This window comes from Candidatus Pelagibacter sp. HIMB1715 (assembly GCF_052047595.1).
Taxonomy (GTDB): Bacteria; Pseudomonadota; Alphaproteobacteria; order Pelagibacterales; family Pelagibacteraceae; genus Pelagibacter.
Genome location: NZ_JBNAJY010000004.1, coordinates 15,887 through 31,060 on the forward strand (window position 1 = coordinate 15,887; position 15,174 = coordinate 31,060).

Annotated in this window: 21 protein-coding genes; 11 read left to right on the forward strand and 10 right to left on the reverse strand. The window is 30.1% G+C overall.

Annotated features, from left to right (window positions below):
• Window positions 1–2: 2 nt before the first annotated feature.
• From ACTTAY_RS01540 to ACTTAY_RS01560, 5 genes are read left to right on the forward strand one after another with little or no spacing between them, the layout of a single operon-like run.
• Window positions 3–1,175, forward strand: a complete 1,173-nt coding sequence (locus ACTTAY_RS01540; RefSeq protein WP_440672116.1) for a mandelate racemase/muconate lactonizing enzyme family protein — start codon at window positions 3–5, stop codon at window positions 1,173–1,175.
• A complete protein-coding gene (locus ACTTAY_RS01545) occupies window positions 1,168–2,079 on the forward strand; it encodes an SMP-30/gluconolactonase/LRE family protein (RefSeq protein WP_440672117.1) in 912 nt (303 codons plus the stop codon). The genes ACTTAY_RS01540 and ACTTAY_RS01545 overlap by 8 nt, the downstream gene beginning before the upstream one ends.
• Window positions 2,054–4,744: a phosphoenolpyruvate carboxylase gene (ppc, locus tag ACTTAY_RS01550; protein ID WP_440672118.1), complete on the forward strand. Its 2,691-nt coding sequence runs from the start codon at window positions 2,054–2,056 to the stop codon at window positions 4,742–4,744. The genes ACTTAY_RS01545 and ppc overlap by 26 nt, the downstream gene beginning before the upstream one ends.
• The gene (locus ACTTAY_RS01555) at window positions 4,745–5,452 is read left to right on the forward strand and encodes a cytochrome c biogenesis CcdA family protein (protein WP_440672119.1); all 708 of its coding nucleotides are present in this window, start codon (window positions 4,745–4,747) and stop codon (window positions 5,450–5,452) included. It abuts the gene before it with no gap.
• Between the two features lie 8 nt (window positions 5,453–5,460).
• A complete protein-coding gene (locus ACTTAY_RS01560) occupies window positions 5,461–6,048 on the forward strand; it encodes an FMN-dependent NADH-azoreductase (protein WP_075505866.1) in 588 nt (195 codons plus the stop codon).
• Here ACTTAY_RS01560 and ACTTAY_RS01565 read toward each other — a convergent pair.
• On the reverse strand, window positions 6,038–7,141 hold the full coding sequence (locus tag ACTTAY_RS01565) for a TauD/TfdA family dioxygenase (protein ID WP_440672120.1): 1,104 nt from the start codon (window positions 7,139–7,141) through the stop codon (window positions 6,038–6,040). The genes ACTTAY_RS01560 and ACTTAY_RS01565 overlap by 11 nt on opposite strands.
• A 67-nt stretch (window positions 7,142–7,208) precedes the next feature.
• Here ACTTAY_RS01565 and ACTTAY_RS01570 point away from each other — a divergent pair, with 67 nt between their 5' ends.
• Genes ACTTAY_RS01570 through ACTTAY_RS01580 form a run of 3 tightly spaced genes read left to right on the forward strand, consistent with a single transcriptional unit; the run spans window position 7,209 to window position 8,948 of the window.
• The gene (locus ACTTAY_RS01570) at window positions 7,209–8,012 is read left to right on the forward strand and encodes an inositol monophosphatase family protein (protein WP_440672121.1); all 804 of its coding nucleotides are present in this window, start codon (window positions 7,209–7,211) and stop codon (window positions 8,010–8,012) included.
• Window positions 8,012–8,575 carry a DUF924 family protein gene (locus ACTTAY_RS01575; RefSeq protein WP_440656871.1) on the forward strand — a complete coding sequence of 188 codons (564 nt, stop codon included), beginning with the start codon at window positions 8,012–8,014 and terminating at the stop codon, window positions 8,573–8,575. The genes ACTTAY_RS01570 and ACTTAY_RS01575 overlap by 1 nt, the downstream gene beginning before the upstream one ends.
• A 1-nt stretch (window position 8,576) precedes the next feature.
• The gene (locus ACTTAY_RS01580) at window positions 8,577–8,948 is read left to right on the forward strand and encodes a DUF952 domain-containing protein (RefSeq protein ID WP_440614178.1); all 372 of its coding nucleotides are present in this window, start codon (window positions 8,577–8,579) and stop codon (window positions 8,946–8,948) included.
• On the opposite strand, the gene ACTTAY_RS01585 is transcribed toward ACTTAY_RS01580, so the two are convergent.
• The 7 genes from ACTTAY_RS01585 to ACTTAY_RS01615 all read right to left on the reverse strand — a co-directional run bounded on the left by ACTTAY_RS01585 (window position 8,927) and on the right by ACTTAY_RS01615 (window position 11,440).
• On the reverse strand, window positions 8,927–9,262 hold the full coding sequence (locus ACTTAY_RS01585) for a DMT family transporter (protein WP_440672122.1): 336 nt from the start codon (window positions 9,260–9,262) through the stop codon (window positions 8,927–8,929). The two genes, ACTTAY_RS01580 and ACTTAY_RS01585, sit on opposite strands and share 22 nt — an antisense overlap.
• A gap of 1 nt (window position 9,263) precedes the next feature.
• The gene (locus ACTTAY_RS01590; RefSeq protein WP_262590487.1) at window positions 9,264–9,596 is read right to left on the reverse strand and encodes a DMT family transporter; all 333 of its coding nucleotides are present in this window, start codon (window positions 9,594–9,596) and stop codon (window positions 9,264–9,266) included.
• 38 nt (window positions 9,597–9,634) lie between these two features.
• A complete protein-coding gene (locus ACTTAY_RS01595; RefSeq protein WP_023854077.1) occupies window positions 9,635–9,955 on the reverse strand; it encodes a nuclear transport factor 2 family protein in 321 nt (106 codons plus the stop codon).
• Window positions 9,956–9,968: 13 nt separating this feature from the next.
• Window positions 9,969–10,292 (reverse strand): GYD domain-containing protein, encoded by a 324-nt coding sequence (locus tag ACTTAY_RS01600; RefSeq protein ID WP_075505873.1) that lies wholly within the window; start codon window positions 10,290–10,292, stop codon window positions 9,969–9,971.
• A gap of 26 nt (window positions 10,293–10,318) precedes the next feature.
• Entirely contained in the window at window positions 10,319–10,609 is a 291-nt protein-coding gene (locus tag ACTTAY_RS01605; RefSeq protein ID WP_262590490.1) for a hypothetical protein, read from the reverse strand.
• 14 nt (window positions 10,610–10,623) lie between these two features.
• Complete coding sequence (locus ACTTAY_RS01610; protein WP_440672123.1) at window positions 10,624–10,938, reverse strand: hypothetical protein; 315 nt, start codon at window positions 10,936–10,938, stop codon at window positions 10,624–10,626.
• A gap of 73 nt (window positions 10,939–11,011) precedes the next feature.
• Window positions 11,012–11,440, reverse strand: a complete 429-nt coding sequence (locus tag ACTTAY_RS01615; protein WP_075505876.1) for a hypothetical protein — start codon at window positions 11,438–11,440, stop codon at window positions 11,012–11,014.
• A 163-nt stretch (window positions 11,441–11,603) separates the two neighbouring features.
• Here ACTTAY_RS01615 and ACTTAY_RS01620 point away from each other — a divergent pair, with 163 nt between their 5' ends.
• Window positions 11,604–12,020 (forward strand): hypothetical protein, encoded by a 417-nt coding sequence (locus ACTTAY_RS01620; protein ID WP_440672124.1) that lies wholly within the window; start codon window positions 11,604–11,606, stop codon window positions 12,018–12,020.
• On the opposite strand, the gene ACTTAY_RS01625 is transcribed toward ACTTAY_RS01620, so the two are convergent.
• Together ACTTAY_RS01625 and epsC are read right to left on the reverse strand one after the other, a co-directional pair.
• On the reverse strand, window positions 12,017–13,018 hold the full coding sequence (locus ACTTAY_RS01625; protein ID WP_440672125.1) for a cysteine synthase A: 1,002 nt from the start codon (window positions 13,016–13,018) through the stop codon (window positions 12,017–12,019). The two genes, ACTTAY_RS01620 and ACTTAY_RS01625, sit on opposite strands and share 4 nt — an antisense overlap.
• On the reverse strand, window positions 13,011–13,595 hold the full coding sequence (gene epsC, locus ACTTAY_RS01630; protein ID WP_262590495.1) for a serine O-acetyltransferase EpsC: 585 nt from the start codon (window positions 13,593–13,595) through the stop codon (window positions 13,011–13,013). Before epsC ends, ACTTAY_RS01625 begins: the two co-directional genes overlap by 8 nt.
• Window positions 13,596–13,668: 73 nt before the next feature.
• Here epsC and ACTTAY_RS01635 point away from each other — a divergent pair, with 73 nt between their 5' ends.
• Both ACTTAY_RS01635 and ACTTAY_RS01640 read left to right on the forward strand, forming a co-directional pair.
• On the forward strand, window positions 13,669–14,079 hold the full coding sequence (locus ACTTAY_RS01635) for a VOC family protein (protein WP_145595791.1): 411 nt from the start codon (window positions 13,669–13,671) through the stop codon (window positions 14,077–14,079).
• A 92-nt stretch (window positions 14,080–14,171) separates the two neighbouring features.
• Complete coding sequence (locus ACTTAY_RS01640; RefSeq protein WP_075505881.1) at window positions 14,172–15,134, forward strand: ABC transporter substrate-binding protein; 963 nt, start codon at window positions 14,172–14,174, stop codon at window positions 15,132–15,134.
• Window positions 15,135–15,174 lie beyond the last annotated feature (40 nt).

A 15,174-nucleotide genomic window follows, 5' to 3' on the forward strand; every position in this document is an offset into this window, starting at 1 on the left:
TTGTGAAAATAACTTCTATTAAAAGTCATGTACTTAAATATGAGTTAGAGAAAGAACTGGGTTATTCACAACAATATTATAAACACCGAACAGCCCATTTGGTTGAAGTACAAACTGACGAAGGCATTACGGGATGGGGTGAATGTTTTGGTCCGGGTAATATTGCTTTAGCCAATAAGTTCATTGTTGAAAAAGTAATTCAGCCTTTAATAATAGGCGAGGATCCTTTGAATAAAGAACATATCTGGCAAAAAGTTTACAATCTTTTAAGAGATAGTGGTCAAAAAGGAATGCCAATACAAGCTTTGTCAGGAGTTGACATAGCTCTATGGGATATCTTAGGAAAAAAAACAAACTCTCCTCTTTATCAACTTGTTGGTGGAAAATGTAATAACGAAGTTCCTGTGTATGGATATGGAATGATGTTACAAAACAAATCAATTGATGAGCTAATTCCATTGTTTGAAGAAGAAGCTAAACAGATTAAATCAAAAAACTTTAAAGCAATGAAAATGAAGGTTGGATTAGGTCCAAAAGAAGATTTAAAGTTAGTTCAAGCAGTTAGAAATTCTATAGGTAAAGATTTTAAATTAATGGTGGATGCTAACCATGCTTATAATTTGAAAGATGCTCTTTATGTTGGAAAAGGACTTGATGAACTAGATATTTATTGGTTTGAAGAACCTGTCGCTCCCGAAGATTACAACGGTTACCGAGAATTAAAAAAAAATATATCAACCAGTGTTGCTGGAGGTGAAGCAGAATTTACAAAGTATGGATGGAATAAATTAATTACTAATGAATGCATTGATATAGCCCAACCAGAAGTATGTGGATTAGGAGGTATTACAGAATATTTGAAAGTTGTAGCCTTGGCACAGGCTAACTTTGTTCCTGTAATTAATCATGTTTGGGGATCTGCTGTAAGTATAGCGGTAAATCTACATTTATTGACTGCACAACCAGATATGCCAGGGGGATTATTCCCAACAAAATCTATGCTCGAATTTGATACAACAGAGAAAAATATCTTTATTACAGATCTACCAAAAGAAAATTTTTCAATTTTAGATCAAGTTAAAAACAATAATGGATTTGCATCAGTGACAGACAATGTAGGTATTGGTATAAATCCTAATGAGGACTTTATTAAGGAGTTTGAAGTAAATGAATAAAATTAAAACTACAGAGCCAAAACCTATTTGGAAAATAAGATGTACTTTAGGCGAAGGAACACTTTGGGTTAAAGAACACAACTCAATTTATTTTGTTGATATAAAGAAAAAGAAAATTTGTTCTTTAAATATAAAAAATAAAAAAAAGAAAATATTTAAAGTAAATAAAGAGATAGGTTTTATTGCTCATATAAGAGACCATATATTTATTTTAGGATTGCAAGGTGAAATAAGAATTCAAAATTTAAAATCAAAAAAAGTTTTAAAATCGATACCTATAGAACACAAAATAAAATTAAATAGAATAAACGATGGTAAAACAGATCCTGCTGGAAATCTTTGGTTTGGAACTATGGATAATTTAGAGAGAAAAATTGAAAAAGGATCTTTGTATAAATTAGATAAAAATTTAAAATTAACTAGAGTTGATAAAAATTATAGAATTACAAATGGCCCAGCATTTATTGATCAATATAATTTTTACCACACAGATAGTCCTAAAAAAACAATCTATAAAATTAAGATAAATAAAAATAATAAAATAATTAGTAAAAAAATATTTAAAAAATTATCTTTAGAAGAAGGTTCACCAGATGGAATGACTGTAGATAAGAATAAAAATTTGTGGGTTGCACATTTTCGTGGGGCATGTGTCTCAGTATTTAATAGTAGAGCAAAATTAATTCACAGAATTAATTTTCCAGCCAAAAATATTACTAATTGTGCGTTTGGTGGTAAGAATAATCAAGAACTGTACGTTTCAACAGCTACAAAAGGAATGGACAAGGCTGATTTGCGAAAATTTAGATATTCAGGATTCTTTTTTGGTGTAAAAACAAACACAAAAGGAGTTTTACAAAAAAAATTTATTTTAAGTAATGAAGCAGAGAGATCTTTACTATGAACGAATACCTACTAAGCTTTTAAGAGAAGATATAAGATTATTAGGAACTTTTCTTGGAAGAGTGATCAAAGATCAAGAAGGCACAAAATTTTTTAATATTGTTGAGCGATTAAGATTATTATCTAAAAATACCTTATTAGATAAAAATAAAAGTAAAGTATTTTCCAAAATTTCAAAAGATATAAGAAAGCTTTCACCTGAAATTACTTTTAAGGTCACTAGAGCTTTTTCACATATTCTAAATTTAATGAATTTAGCTGAATCGTTAGATGCTTCTAGAAAACTTAATGAATACGATAATCCATATTTTAAGAACAAAAAACAAAATCTATTTATTGAGGATATAATTAACAATCTATTTAAAAATAGAAAAATCTCTGACAAAAAAATTTATGATCAGGCAACAAAACTTGATATTGGAATAGTTCTCACAGCACATCCAACAGAAGTTAAGAGAAGAACACTAATTCAAAAATACGCAAATTTAACCACTTTGATGGAGCAACGCCATCTTTATAAAAAATACCCCGCAAAGATTATTGAAATAGATCGAAAACTGTATTCTGAGATAGCTATTATATGGAAAACTGATGAACTAAAAAGAACCAAGCCATCACCACTTGATGAAGCTAGATGGGGTTTGGCTGTAATAGAGGATAGTTTATGGGACACAATTCCAAGAGTTTATAAAAGGTTGAATGATATTTTTAGGAAAAATTTAAATAAAGATCTTCCCAGAAATTTTAATCCTATTCAATTTGGTTCCTGGATGGGTGGTGATAGAGATGGAAATCCAAATGTTACATCTGAAGTAACAAAAAAAGTGATTTTATTTTCAAGATGGCAAGCTGCAAAGTTATACGAAAGAGAACTCACAAAATTAATTCAAGATTTATCAATGGAAGAATGTTCTAATAAAATTAAAAAAGTTACTGGAAATAGTTTTGAACCTTATAGAGTTTATTTAAGACCTTTAAGAGACAAAGTAAGAAGAACACATCAGTTAATTGAAGCACATATAAATTATAATAAACCATTAGATGAAAATAAATTACTAAAAGATAAGTATGAAATTATAAATCCATTAAGAGAAGTTAGAACTTCCTTAAACATGAACAAAGGTCAACACATTGCTAATGCAGATTTGTTAGATTTGATAAGAAGAGTTAGATGTTTTGGAATAAATTTAGCAAGATTAGATATCAGACAGGAGTCTGATAGACATGAAAAACTTTTAAATGAAATATTTAAAAAGAAAAATAAAATTAATTATTCACAATTACCTGAAGAAAAGAAAATTGAATTACTTAATAAATCAATAAAACAAAAAAAATCTTTTGTTAATAAAATTAATTTAAGAGACAAAGAGAATTTAGAAGTTTGGAAAACATTTAAACAAATATCTAAAGAGCCAGAGCAATGTATGGGTGCTTATGTAATTTCAATGACTTCAAAAGCATCTGATATTTTATCTGTTTATTTATTGCAATTACAGGCTGAAACAAAGAATTTGTTAAGAGTAGTACCACTTTTTGAAACTTTAGATGATTTAAAGAATGCCAAAGGTGTTATGCAAAATTTATTTAAACTTCCTTGGTACAGAAAAATGATCAACTCAAAACAAGAAGTAATGATTGGATATTCAGACTCTAGTAAAGATGCAGGAAAACTATCAGCAAGTTGGCATCAATATAAACTTCAAGAAGAACTTAGAAATTTAGCTAAAAAATATAAAATAGATCTTGTATTTTTTCATGGAAGAGGAGGATCTCCAGGAAGAGGAGGAGGACCAATTCAGGCAACTCTTAAATCTCAACCATCTGGAACAGTAAATGGAAAAATTAGAATTACTGATCAAGGAGAGGTGATACAGCAAAAATATGGATATAAGCCTTTAGCTGAATACAATCTATGTAGTTATATCGGAGCAGTAATGGAGGCAACTCTAAATCCACCTCCTAGATCAAAACCAAATTGGCGAGAGCTTATTCAAAAAATGTCTGAGATTTCTACATCTGCTTACCGAAAGTATTTAAATCAAAGCGAAGATTTTATTAGATATTTTAAAACTGTTACTCCGCATAAATCTCTTGGAAAACTTGCAATTGGTTCAAGACCTACCAAAAGAAAAAATGTTGATAATATTCAAAGTTTAAGAGCTATTCCTTGGGTATTTGCTTGGACTCAAATTAGATTAATGCTTCCTGGGTGGCTCGGTACAACTGAGGCTTTGAGATATGGATCAATTAAAAAGTTTAAAAAAACTCTGACAGACATGGAGAAGAACTGGCCTTATTTCGTATCAACAATGGATATTTTGGACATGGTGATTTCAAAGGTTGATCCTGAAATATCAGTGATTTATGAAAATAATTTGGCTGATAAATCTTTAATAAGAATTGGAAAAAGATTGAGGTTTCAATTTGATGCATTGGTCAAATTGCACAATAAAATTACTCCAAAAGAAGTTATAAAAGAGAGAAAAGAGTTTAGAAAAGCATTATTTATCAGAAACAACTACACTGAGATGCTAAACATTCTTCAGGCAAATATAATGAATAAATTAACAAATAAAAAATATAAAAATTTAGATAAGAAATATTTAGACGATGCTTTAATGACATCTATCGCAGGAATTTCTGCAGCAATGAAAAACACTGGATAGATGATTGAATATTTAATTGCTTTTGGAGCAGGGTTAATAAGTTTTTTATCACCATGCGTTCTACCTTTGATACCTGGATATATATCTTTTGTATCAGGCCAATCTCTTAAAGAAATAACTGAGAAACAAAATTTTAATATTATTCCTTTGATTAAATTTTGTTTTGGTTTTTCATTAGTATTTATAATTTTTGGAGCTTCAGCATCTTTTTTGGGACAAGTATTGTTAGAGAATTCTCAATCTTTAAGATTAATTGCAGGACTGATTGTTATATTTTTTTCACTACAATTATTAGGTGTTTTTAATTTTGGATTTTTAAACATTGATAGAAGATTTGATTTTAAAAAAATTGATAGTTTTTTCTTTCCTGTGATAATTGGTGCTGCTTTTGGATTTGGATGGACACCTTGTATCGGTCCAATATTAGGATCAATTTTAGCTTTAGCTTCAATTGAAGATACTTTATCAAGAGCAATTATTTTATTAAGCTTTTACTCTTTAGGTTTGGCTATACCTTTTATTTTATCAGGATATTTAATTCAAAAGTTTTTAATTTTTTCAAAAAATATGCGTCAGTATATAAATATTATCTCAAAAGTAGGTGGTGCAATTCTTTTAGTAACTGGAATATTAATTATTACAAATAAATTGCAAGCAATTGGGTTTTATTTAATTGAGATCTTTCCTTTTATGCAAAACTTTGGTTAAAGTAATTAATGAAAATTTATCAAATAGATTCAAGTGCTAGAAAAAAAGGCTCAACATCAAGAGCATTAGCAAAAAAACTTTTGGAAAAAATCAAAAAACCAGAGGATGAAGTAATTTATAGAGATTTAGATGATGAAATGCTTTTTGTAAGCGGCTTAACAGAATCTGGAATGAAAATTGATGAGAAAGATCAAACTGAAGAACATAAGAAAATGTTTGAACTTTCTGACAAGCTTGTAAAAGAATTAAAAGAGAGTGATATTATTATAATTTCAGCTCCAATATATAATTACGGACCACCCGCAACTCTTAAAGCTTGGTCAGATTTAGCTGCAAGAATAGGGGAAACCTTTAAATTTAAACCTAATGGTAGAAGAGAAGGGTTATTAAAAAATAAAAAAGCATATCTTGTAATTACTTCTGGTGGAACAAAGCTTAATAGCTCTGAGGATTTTTTAACGCCTTGGTTAAAATTTATTTTAAACTTTTTTGGAATTGAAAAAGTTGAAGTTATAAGCGCTGATCAAATGGCTTTAGATTATGAAAAATCTATTAGAGATGCTGAAGCTCAAATAGAAAATATTTCTATAGATTAAACTTTCTTTTTAAGTGTCTTAATTTTCCTTCGGTACTATCGTAGTCTATATAGCAACCTTGTAAAAATCTTTCTCCTTCATTAGCATCATAAACTGTTCGTCCATGAAGTAACCTATGATTATCCATCATCATTAAATCTTTTGGAGCAAGTTTAAATTCTATTCTATATTTATCTGAATTGTACATTTCAGACAGTTTTTTTCTTGCTTGATAGTATAAATCTAATTCTTCTTTATCTAAGATTGGAACAAAATCTAATCTTGGACTAAATCTTACTTGTTTAAAATTTTTATGCTCATCTAATTCAATCAAAGGACACAAAGATTCTAAAATTACTTCTTTATCAATAAATTTAAATCTTACTTTTACTTCTGTTAAGATTTTATAATAATCAGGATAACTTTTCTTTAAATCTTCAGTAACAGTATATCCATCAACCAATGTAGAATATCCTCCTGAAACTTTACTCTCTATGCAATGTAAAAGTTGGATACATGGAACTGGGTTTCGATATGGATTATCTGTGTGCGGTGCAAGAGCTAAAGAAGTATATGCAAGATCATTAGGATCAGGTTTTGATTTAACATCAAAATATTCTCCAAAGTTAGTTCTTCTTACACTGCCAATTGAGTTTGCAAATTCAACGATATAATTTTTAGTTGTTGGTATATTTTTAATTACTACAAATCCAAACCTATAGAAAGAAACGAGTAAGTCATGCATTTCTTTACTTTCATAAAAATTATCTTGGTATTCAAAATTTTTGATATTACTTAGACCAGAATCCCATTTAGTTTTTTCTATAGATTTTATAACTGTATCTTCTTTTGAAAATTCTAATGCAATTTTATTAAGATTAAGCTTAGAACTAATTCCATCATTAAAGTTAACTTCTAAAAATTCCTCATGAATAGAGGCTTTATTAATGATTATATCATTACTTAAACTAGTTGGGTCAAAAAGTCTTTGTTGAGTTCCTTTATCAACAAATTCTTCACCATCCACTCTTTCTCTTAACCAAAAAGGATGTATTTCTTTTTTTTCAGTACCATTATTGAAGTAAACTTTATTTTCGTGAAGCTCAATTTTCATAAATAATACTTGAGCATTATTTAAAATTTAACTTTAATCAATATAAATTAAATAGTAAGAATTCTTTGTGAATAATTTTGATACAAAAAAATATCCAGTATTTTCAAGTTTTTTAAACCAGCTAGCAAAAGATCTAACAAAATTTTATTATGCTAAGTTAGATAAGCCATTCAAGATAACCAATAAAATGAAAGGCAAAGGTTATGATCCAGTAACTACATCTGACAAAGCTTTTGAAAAGTTTATAAGATCCAAAATTTCTAAAAGATTTCCAGATCATCAAATTATAGGTGAGGAATACGGTCACAAAAATACTAAAAGTGAATTTTCATGGGTAATAGACCCAATTGATGGAACTAGATCATATGTTGTTGGAAATCCTAGTTGGAGTAATTTGATTTCATTAAATTATAACGGGGAGCCAATTTTAGGATTAGCAAATTTTCCTAAAATGAAAAAATATTACTTAAATGTAAACAAAAACACCGCATACGTTTTTGAAAATAATAAAAAAAGAAAACTAAAGGTTAATTCTAAATTAAATTTTTCAAATTCAAAATTAGCTGCTGCTTTCCATAACCAATTGTCTTTAAAAAAACAGATGAAAATAAAAAAATTTATAGACCGTATGCAATTTCCTTGCTTTGATGCACTTACATATTGTCAGTTAGCAGAAGGTAGGATCGAAATAGTTTTTCAATGTGCAAATAAAATTTGGGATATTCATCCCTTAATTCCAATTATGAGAGCAGCAGGTGCAATTGTTACAACTTGGGAAAATAAAAATCCTGTAATAGGAGGAAATATTATTGTTTCCAACAATAAAATAAACCATCAAAAAGTTTTAAAATTGTTAAAGCCAGCTATTTAATGATACCAGAAAGAGCTCAAGTAATCCTAGATTTTTGGTTTAAAGAAACTCCTTTTGAGATGAGATTTAAGAAGGATGATAAATTTGATCGAAAAATAAAGGATAATTTTTTAAAAGATTATGAACTTGCTTGTCAAAATGAATATGATGATTGGCAGGATAATCCCATGAGCTGTTTAGCTTTGGTAATTTTGTTTGATCAATTTTCAAGAAATATGTTTAGAGATGATAAAAAAGCATTTGCTCAAGATCAAAAAACTAGATTGATAGTAAATGATGCAGTGTATTCTGGATATTTAGAAGCTATGAATGTTGACCAAAGATTTTTTATGCTTTTACCTTTAATTCATAGTGAAGAAATTAGTGATCATGAAATGGCTTATTACTTATTAAATAAATATTTAAGAGAACACGAAGGATACAATAAGATTAAAAAATTTTGGCAAGACCACACTAAAGCAATTAGACAGTTTCATAGATACCCACATAGAAATGAAATTTTAGGAAGAGAGTCTACTGAAGAAGAACTAGAATTTTTAAAAGGACCAAACTCTTCTTGGTAAAATGAATTTAGAATTTATTTTTAAAGTCATAGATAAAGAAGAATGGCAAAAAGCTAAGCAATCAGGAACTTATGGTGGATCTGAAAAAGATATTAAAGATGGCTATATTCATTTCTCAGAGGAAGATCAGGTCGAGGAAACCTTAAAAAAACATTTCCCAAATAAAGAAAACCTTGTTTTGTTGAGAGTAAATGCTTTTAAACTTGAACACTTACTTTGGGAACAAGCTTCAAATGGTGATATGTATCCGCATTTATATTCTCCGTTAGATACAACTACTGTTGTTAATGAATATGAACTATCTTTAAATGAAGATGGAAGTTATCAACTTCCAGATATTTTAAAAAAATATCAATTTAATCGACCTAAGTAATTAACCATTACAACGCCAATAATAATAAAAGCGATTCCAATTATCCCATAAATATTAGGAACTTGATTAAATTTTAGTACAGCAAAAAGAACAACTCCTGTAACTGTCAAACCACTATAAATCGAATAAGCAAACCCAACAGGTATTGCATGCATAGCTTTTGCAATTGAAAACATTGTAATACACATAAACAGGATACATAAAATTGAAGGAGTTAGCTTTGTAAAACCTTGAGAAATTTTAGCAAAACTGTTTGAAGCTATTCCAAAAATTATACCGTTAGCTAAAAACAAATATCCTATAAGAGGTTTCATATTATTTACTTCCTAACAAATTAACCATTAAAACTCCAATAATTATAAATGCTAGTCCGATCATGGAGTAAAGATTTGGAACTTGATTATATTTAATTACACCTACTATAACCGTTGCAATGATTGTTAATCCCGCAAACGAAGCGTAAGTTATACCCATTGGTATATTCTTCATCACCAACGAAAGTGCATACATGCACAGAACAATTGTAATTGCGGTGATTATACTTGGAAAGAGAAGAGTAAAACCTTCAGCACTTTTAGCAAAACTATTTGAGGTAACTCCTAAGAATACAGCAATACCTAGGAATAAGTATGAAGTAGCGAGACTCATTTAATAATATTAAATGAAATCCCGCTAAATATATATAATTATTTAGGCATTGGAGTAGCACCAGTTTCTAAACTAACAATTTTTCCATTGTCATATTTATAAACCGCCATTACAGCCTCAACATTTCCATCGTTAAATGTAACAAAAGCATGATGAATTCCAACTTCATCATTCTCGTAAACAATTCTAACTTTATCTTGATTGATGTCACCACTCATTGCCCATTTGATAACATCACTTTTTGTTAAAACATTTCCTGATTTATGCATCGTAAATTTAAAATCATCATGCAAAAGCTCATTCATAGCTGCTTCGTCTTTATTTTTTAATGCAGCACTATATTTTTCTAAGATAGACATTTATTCCTTTCTTTTATTCACCTGGTTTTTTAAAGTTTTTTCCAGCATCTGCAGCTTTGTTGAAAGTTTTATTATAATCAAATACCTCATGAATCATAATATCTTCCATTAAACCTGCATTCATAATTGCAACTTTCATTCCAAGAACACTTTCGTAATCTCCTTCAATAACATTGATTACATCAAATCTTCCTCGAACCCACTCATAACTATGAAACTTTACTCCAACAGTATCACAAATTGCTTTGATCGCTGCTCCTCTATCTGCATTTGGATCGCTCTGCATTCTTAAAGCAAGATCACGACTGATTTTTCCAATAATATAAAATTTAGACATATTTTCTCCTTTCCTAATAGTTTAATTTAACCTTTATACTGTTCAAGAAAGTCATCACTCATTGGAGTTGTTACATTTTTTTCTAAATCAACACCAGCTGCTGCTCTTTCTTTATGCAGTTCCTCATCATTTTTGAAACCTTGCATACCTTCCATCGTGTCAAATTTTACAATAGTTATGAATTTAGTATCATCACTCTTTTCAGTTCCAGCGTACAAAAATGTCATTCCATATTTTTTAACCTTCTCTGAATTATTGTGAACCATCGCTTTCCATTTAGCAAAAGTTTCTATTGGTCCTTCTATTTTTACTATCATATTTTTATTCCTTTCTAATATAGAGTTTGTACTACTTTTTTTACTCTATCTTCTCCATTAGGTACCGTTGAGTTTATAAATTCATGACAGGCATTAGTTTTAGCCTCGTCAAATTTAGATCCATAAAACTTATCAACAGCTTTGTTTACTCCTTCATCCCATTGCTTTTCAGGGATTCCGACTTCTAAAGCATAAGCTTTTAAAACTTTAACTGATGCCATAGATTTTTCTTTCATACTATATTCAAACGTTTCACCAATTGGCAAGAAATAGTTAGCCATATAAATACCACTACATTCCCAAGCTTTACTCTTGTCACTATCAGACATATCGGCGTGTACAGAAGTTAGAAATAAAACACTGAATAAAGTTATTATTATTTTTCTCAAAATTTTCTCCTTTCTATTCTATCGTGACAACAGTTGTTCCAGGAAATGTATATCCCACAACATAACTGAATAGCATTTGTTGAAATTCTTGTATCATTGGCCATTTGCTTCCAAGCTCTTGGTGATTTTGAAAACCAGCAGGATTTTCATAATACTCAGTTAAAATAAAATACATATTTCCAGTCATACCTTGTGAAGGATCTGCAGGATTATTCCATTCAGGTCCTTTGATAACTGAATATGAATTTAATTTTTTCTCACCTGTCATTGGATGAGTTTCTTTCATCCATTTATGGTGTGTTTTTAACATTTCTTCAACTTTAGCAACATCACTAGCTGGAACTTTCAAAGTAATAGCAAACGCATTTGCTTTTGCATGGCCGTCAGCGTTAGCAATTGTAGTAAATAAACTAAGCACCAAAACTATTATTATTTTTTTCATTTTATCTTTCTTTTTAATTATTAATTATAAGTAATCGAAGACTGTTACATATTCATGACAAAGTCTCTCGTGTTTATAACGCGCGTCAGTTATGCATTTAAGGAGCACAAAAATTGCTGATTATGTTGTTTTATCTGATGATAAAATTTGATAGGGTTTTGACATGATTGAAAAATTTAATGGAATTTTTTATTTAATTATATTTTTAGTACATTTTATTGTTTTTGCTGCTTACGCATATCAAACCGTTTTCGCTACAAAGAAATTTTTAGATAAGTTCGGTATTGATGATACTGGTGCTGGAATGACCAGATTTTTTGGTTCTTTGTTTATAGGTGCTGTTGTAATGGCAATATGGGTTGGATTTATAAGACCCGATGGTCTTCAAGGTACGTGGGCATTTTTTAATTTAGTATTTTTACAAAACCTTTCAGCTTTTATTGTTGGTATATATAATATTAAAATCAATAAGCTCGGTCATACACCACAAACATCTAATGAAGGAATTATTGCACCAGGTATTCTAACTTTGTTAAGTGCAATACTTTGTTACGGATTAGCAGATAAGATTTATATCTAAAACCAACTAGGTATTGGTAGACCTTTTTCTTCTAAGAATTGTTTATTAAACATTTTAGTTGCATATTTATCGCTTCTATCACAAAGGATTGTGACTATAGTTTTACCAGGTCCCAATTCTTTTCCCATTCTAATAGCGCCAGCAATATTTATTCCACAACTAGTTCCTAAACTTAGACCTTCATTTTGAATTAAATCATAAAGAATAGGTAGAGCTTCATGGTCATCAATAGAGTAGGCATCATCAATTTTGGCCTCACCAAAGTTTGCTGTAACTCTACTTGAGCCAATTCCTTCTGTTATAGATCCTCCTTCTGATTTTAATTCTCCATTCTTAATATAATTATAAAGAGCAGAACCTTTGGGATCTGAAAGGTAAACTTTGATATCTTTATTCTTTTCTTTTAATGCATTACTTACACCCGAAATGGTGCCCCCAGTTCCAGATGAACAAACAAAACCATCTACTTTACCTTCTGTCTGTTCCCAGATCTCTTGACCTGTTCCCTCATAATGACCTTTTGCATTTGCAGTATTATCAAATTGGTTAGCCCAAATAACTCCATTGTTATTTGAGGGTCTTAATTCATCTGCAAGCCTTGCAGCAACTTTTACAAAGTTATTGTCATCTTTATAGGGCTTCGGTTCAACTAATCTTAACTCAGCGCCAAGGTTTCTTAGTAAATCTTTTTTCTCTTGAGTTTGATTGTCATTCATTACAATAATAGTTTTATAACCTAAAGAATTTCCTAAAAGACCCAAACCAATTCCAGTGTTACCAGCTGTACCTTCAACAACAGTTCCTCCTTTAGAGATTAATTTTTTTTCTTGTGCGTCTTTTATTAATGCAAGTGCAGCTCTATCTTTTACAGATCCGCCTGGATTTAAAAATTCTGCCTTACCATAAATATTACAACCAGTAATCTCTGATGCAGCTCTAAGTTTTATAAGAGGAGTATTTCCAATTCCAGAAATAAAATCGTTTTGCGTATTATTCATTTTCTGATTTTTTATCACTATCAGGGGTAATTCCGTAAGGTTTAAATTCACTATCAGCTATTCCAACATTCTTAGCAGGAATTCCAACCATCACTGCATTTTCAGGAACATCTTTTGTAATTACAGCGTTAGCTCCAATTTTTGCACATCGTCCAACAGTTACTGGACCTAACACCTGTGCTCCTGATCCAATAACTACTTCATCTTTAATTGTTGGATGTCTCTTCATGTTTCTTTGATCGTTTGAATTTATACTTGGTGCAATTCCACCCAATGTAACCATATGGTAGATAGTAACATTATCACCAATATCTGAAGTCTCACCAATTACAACTCCCATACCATGATCTATAAATAAATTTTTTCCAATTTTTGCATTAGGATGTATTTCAATTCCAGTTAAGAATCTTGAAAATTGAGAAATGATTCTTGCAACAAGATAAAATTTAGCAGTACTAAAAAAGTTTGCTATTCTATGAAAGAATACTGCTTTGACACCTGGATAGGTTAAAATCAAACTAAGCTTTGATTTTGCTGCAGGATCTCTATCAATTATCGATTGTAAATAATCATTCATTGTATTTTATGTTCACTTGAAATTTCAATAAGTGGCTTATATAGTCATTATATTCTGTTATTAAAGATTAATTATGTATAAAAACACTAATTGTTTTCATTTAGCCATACCTTGTGGTGATCTAGAGGTAGCAAAAAAATTTTATAGCGAAACTTTAGGATGCAGATTAGATAATTCCGCGCAAGAGTGGGCCGATGTTGACTTTTGGGGTAATGAATTAACACTTCATAAAAGTGATCATAAATTAGATAATGAAAGACATGATGTGGACATGGGGAATGTATCTGTACCCCATTTTGGTGTTCATTTATCGAGAAAAGATTTTGATGCACTTAAACAAAGATTAAAAGATAGTGGTACAAAATATTATGACGAACCATACTTAAGATTTAAAGGCACTAAGTATGAACAAGAAACATTCTTTGTAAAAGACCCTAACGAAAATATACTGGAGATTAAAACTCTTACATCTAACCCAGAATAGTAAAAATACATCTAATTTTTAGATATTTATTTTCTTTGACACCTTCTCTCAATCCGCGTTAGACTTTATTTATAAATAATTAAGGAGAGATAATGAAAATAATCAAATCTACACTTGTAGCTGGATTAATTTCAGTTTTATCAATTTTCTCTGCAAACGCAGAAAAAGTTAAAATTGGAGATCCAGGTTGGACAGGTGCAACTGCAATTGCAAATTTACTTGCTGCAGTAGTTATAGACAAAATGGGTGGTGAAGCAGAATTAGTTCCTGGAAACAATACTGCAATATATGCAGCAATTGACAGAGGAAAAGGTGAAATCGATGTTCACCCGGATATTTGGTTACCAAACCAAGAAGCTTACACTAATGATTTAGTTCCAAAAGGAACTTTAAAATTAAGTAGCAAACCATATGAAGGAAACCAAGGTTACTGTGTTTCTCAACAGTTTGCAAAAAAAATGAATATTACAGCAATTGAAGATTTAGCTAGACCAGAAGTTGTTAAAGCAATGGACAGCGATGGAAATGGTAAAGGTGAATTTTGGATTGGTGCTGATGGTTGGGCTTCTGCAAATGTAAACCAAGTTAAATTAAGAGACTATGGTTTATATGATGCTGGTATCGAAGCAGTTAGAGCTGCTGAAGCAGTTAAAAATGCAAGAGTACTAGACTCAATCAAAAAAGGTGAAGGTTATGCATTCTATTGTTACAAACCTCATGCAATTTGGGGAATGGCTGACGTAGTAATGTTAACAGAACCAAAATATGATCCTGCAAAATATAAAATGATTCAACCTAAAGCAGATGCTGACTGGTATAAGAAATCTTATGTTGCATCAAAAGATGCTCTTAAGCAAATCCAAATCGGTTGGGCTACTTCTTTAGAGAGTCAGTCACCAGCAATTGTAGAATTCTTTAAGAATTTTCAATTAACAGCTGATGATGTTTCTGCAATGGCTTATGCAGTTTCAGTTGAGAAAAAAGATCCAGCTGATGTAGCAAGAGCTTGGATGGAAGCAAATAAATCAACTGTAGACGGTTGGTTAGGACTATAATCTAAATCAAAATCTATACTCGGCAATTTATGATTGCCGA

Bases quoted from the DNA above. Each gene is read 5' to 3' on its own strand.
- ACTTAY_RS01545 (WP_440672117.1), top strand. From the start codon at position 1,168: ATGAATAAAATTAAAACTACAGAGCCAAAACCTATTTGGAAAATAAGA.
- ppc (WP_440672118.1), top strand. From the start codon at position 2,054: ATGAAGCAGAGAGATCTTTACTATGAACGAATACCTACTAAGCTTTTA.
- ACTTAY_RS01555 (WP_440672119.1), top strand. From the start codon at position 4,745: ATGATTGAATATTTAATTGCTTTTGGAGCAGGGTTAATAAGTTTTTTA.
- ACTTAY_RS01560 (WP_075505866.1), top strand. From the start codon at position 5,461: ATGAAAATTTATCAAATAGATTCAAGTGCTAGAAAAAAAGGCTCAACA.
- ACTTAY_RS01565 (WP_440672120.1), bottom strand. From the start codon at position 7,141: ATGAAAATTGAGCTTCACGAAAATAAAGTTTACTTCAATAATGGTACT.
- ACTTAY_RS01575 (WP_440656871.1), top strand. From the start codon at position 8,012: ATGATACCAGAAAGAGCTCAAGTAATCCTAGATTTTTGGTTTAAAGAA.
- ACTTAY_RS01580 (WP_440614178.1), top strand. From the start codon at position 8,577: ATGAATTTAGAATTTATTTTTAAAGTCATAGATAAAGAAGAATGGCAA.
- ACTTAY_RS01585 (WP_440672122.1), bottom strand. From the start codon at position 9,262: ATGAAACCTCTTATAGGATATTTGTTTTTAGCTAACGGTATAATTTTT.
- ACTTAY_RS01590 (WP_262590487.1), bottom strand. From the start codon at position 9,596: ATGAGTCTCGCTACTTCATACTTATTCCTAGGTATTGCTGTATTCTTA.
- ACTTAY_RS01595 (WP_023854077.1), bottom strand. From the start codon at position 9,955: ATGTCTATCTTAGAAAAATATAGTGCTGCATTAAAAAATAAAGACGAA.
- ACTTAY_RS01600 (WP_075505873.1), bottom strand. From the start codon at position 10,292: ATGTCTAAATTTTATATTATTGGAAAAATCAGTCGTGATCTTGCTTTA.
- ACTTAY_RS01605 (WP_262590490.1), bottom strand. From the start codon at position 10,609: ATGATAGTAAAAATAGAAGGACCAATAGAAACTTTTGCTAAATGGAAA.
- ACTTAY_RS01610 (WP_440672123.1), bottom strand. From the start codon at position 10,938: ATGTCTGATAGTGACAAGAGTAAAGCTTGGGAATGTAGTGGTATTTAT.
- ACTTAY_RS01615 (WP_075505876.1), bottom strand. From the start codon at position 11,440: ATGAAAAAAATAATAATAGTTTTGGTGCTTAGTTTATTTACTACAATT.
- ACTTAY_RS01620 (WP_440672124.1), top strand. From the start codon at position 11,604: ATGATTGAAAAATTTAATGGAATTTTTTATTTAATTATATTTTTAGTA.
- ACTTAY_RS01625 (WP_440672125.1), bottom strand. From the start codon at position 13,018: ATGAATAATACGCAAAACGATTTTATTTCTGGAATTGGAAATACTCCT.
- epsC (WP_262590495.1), bottom strand. From the start codon at position 13,595: ATGAATGATTATTTACAATCGATAATTGATAGAGATCCTGCAGCAAAA.
- ACTTAY_RS01635 (WP_145595791.1), top strand. From the start codon at position 13,669: ATGTATAAAAACACTAATTGTTTTCATTTAGCCATACCTTGTGGTGAT.
- ACTTAY_RS01640 (WP_075505881.1), top strand. From the start codon at position 14,172: ATGAAAATAATCAAATCTACACTTGTAGCTGGATTAATTTCAGTTTTA.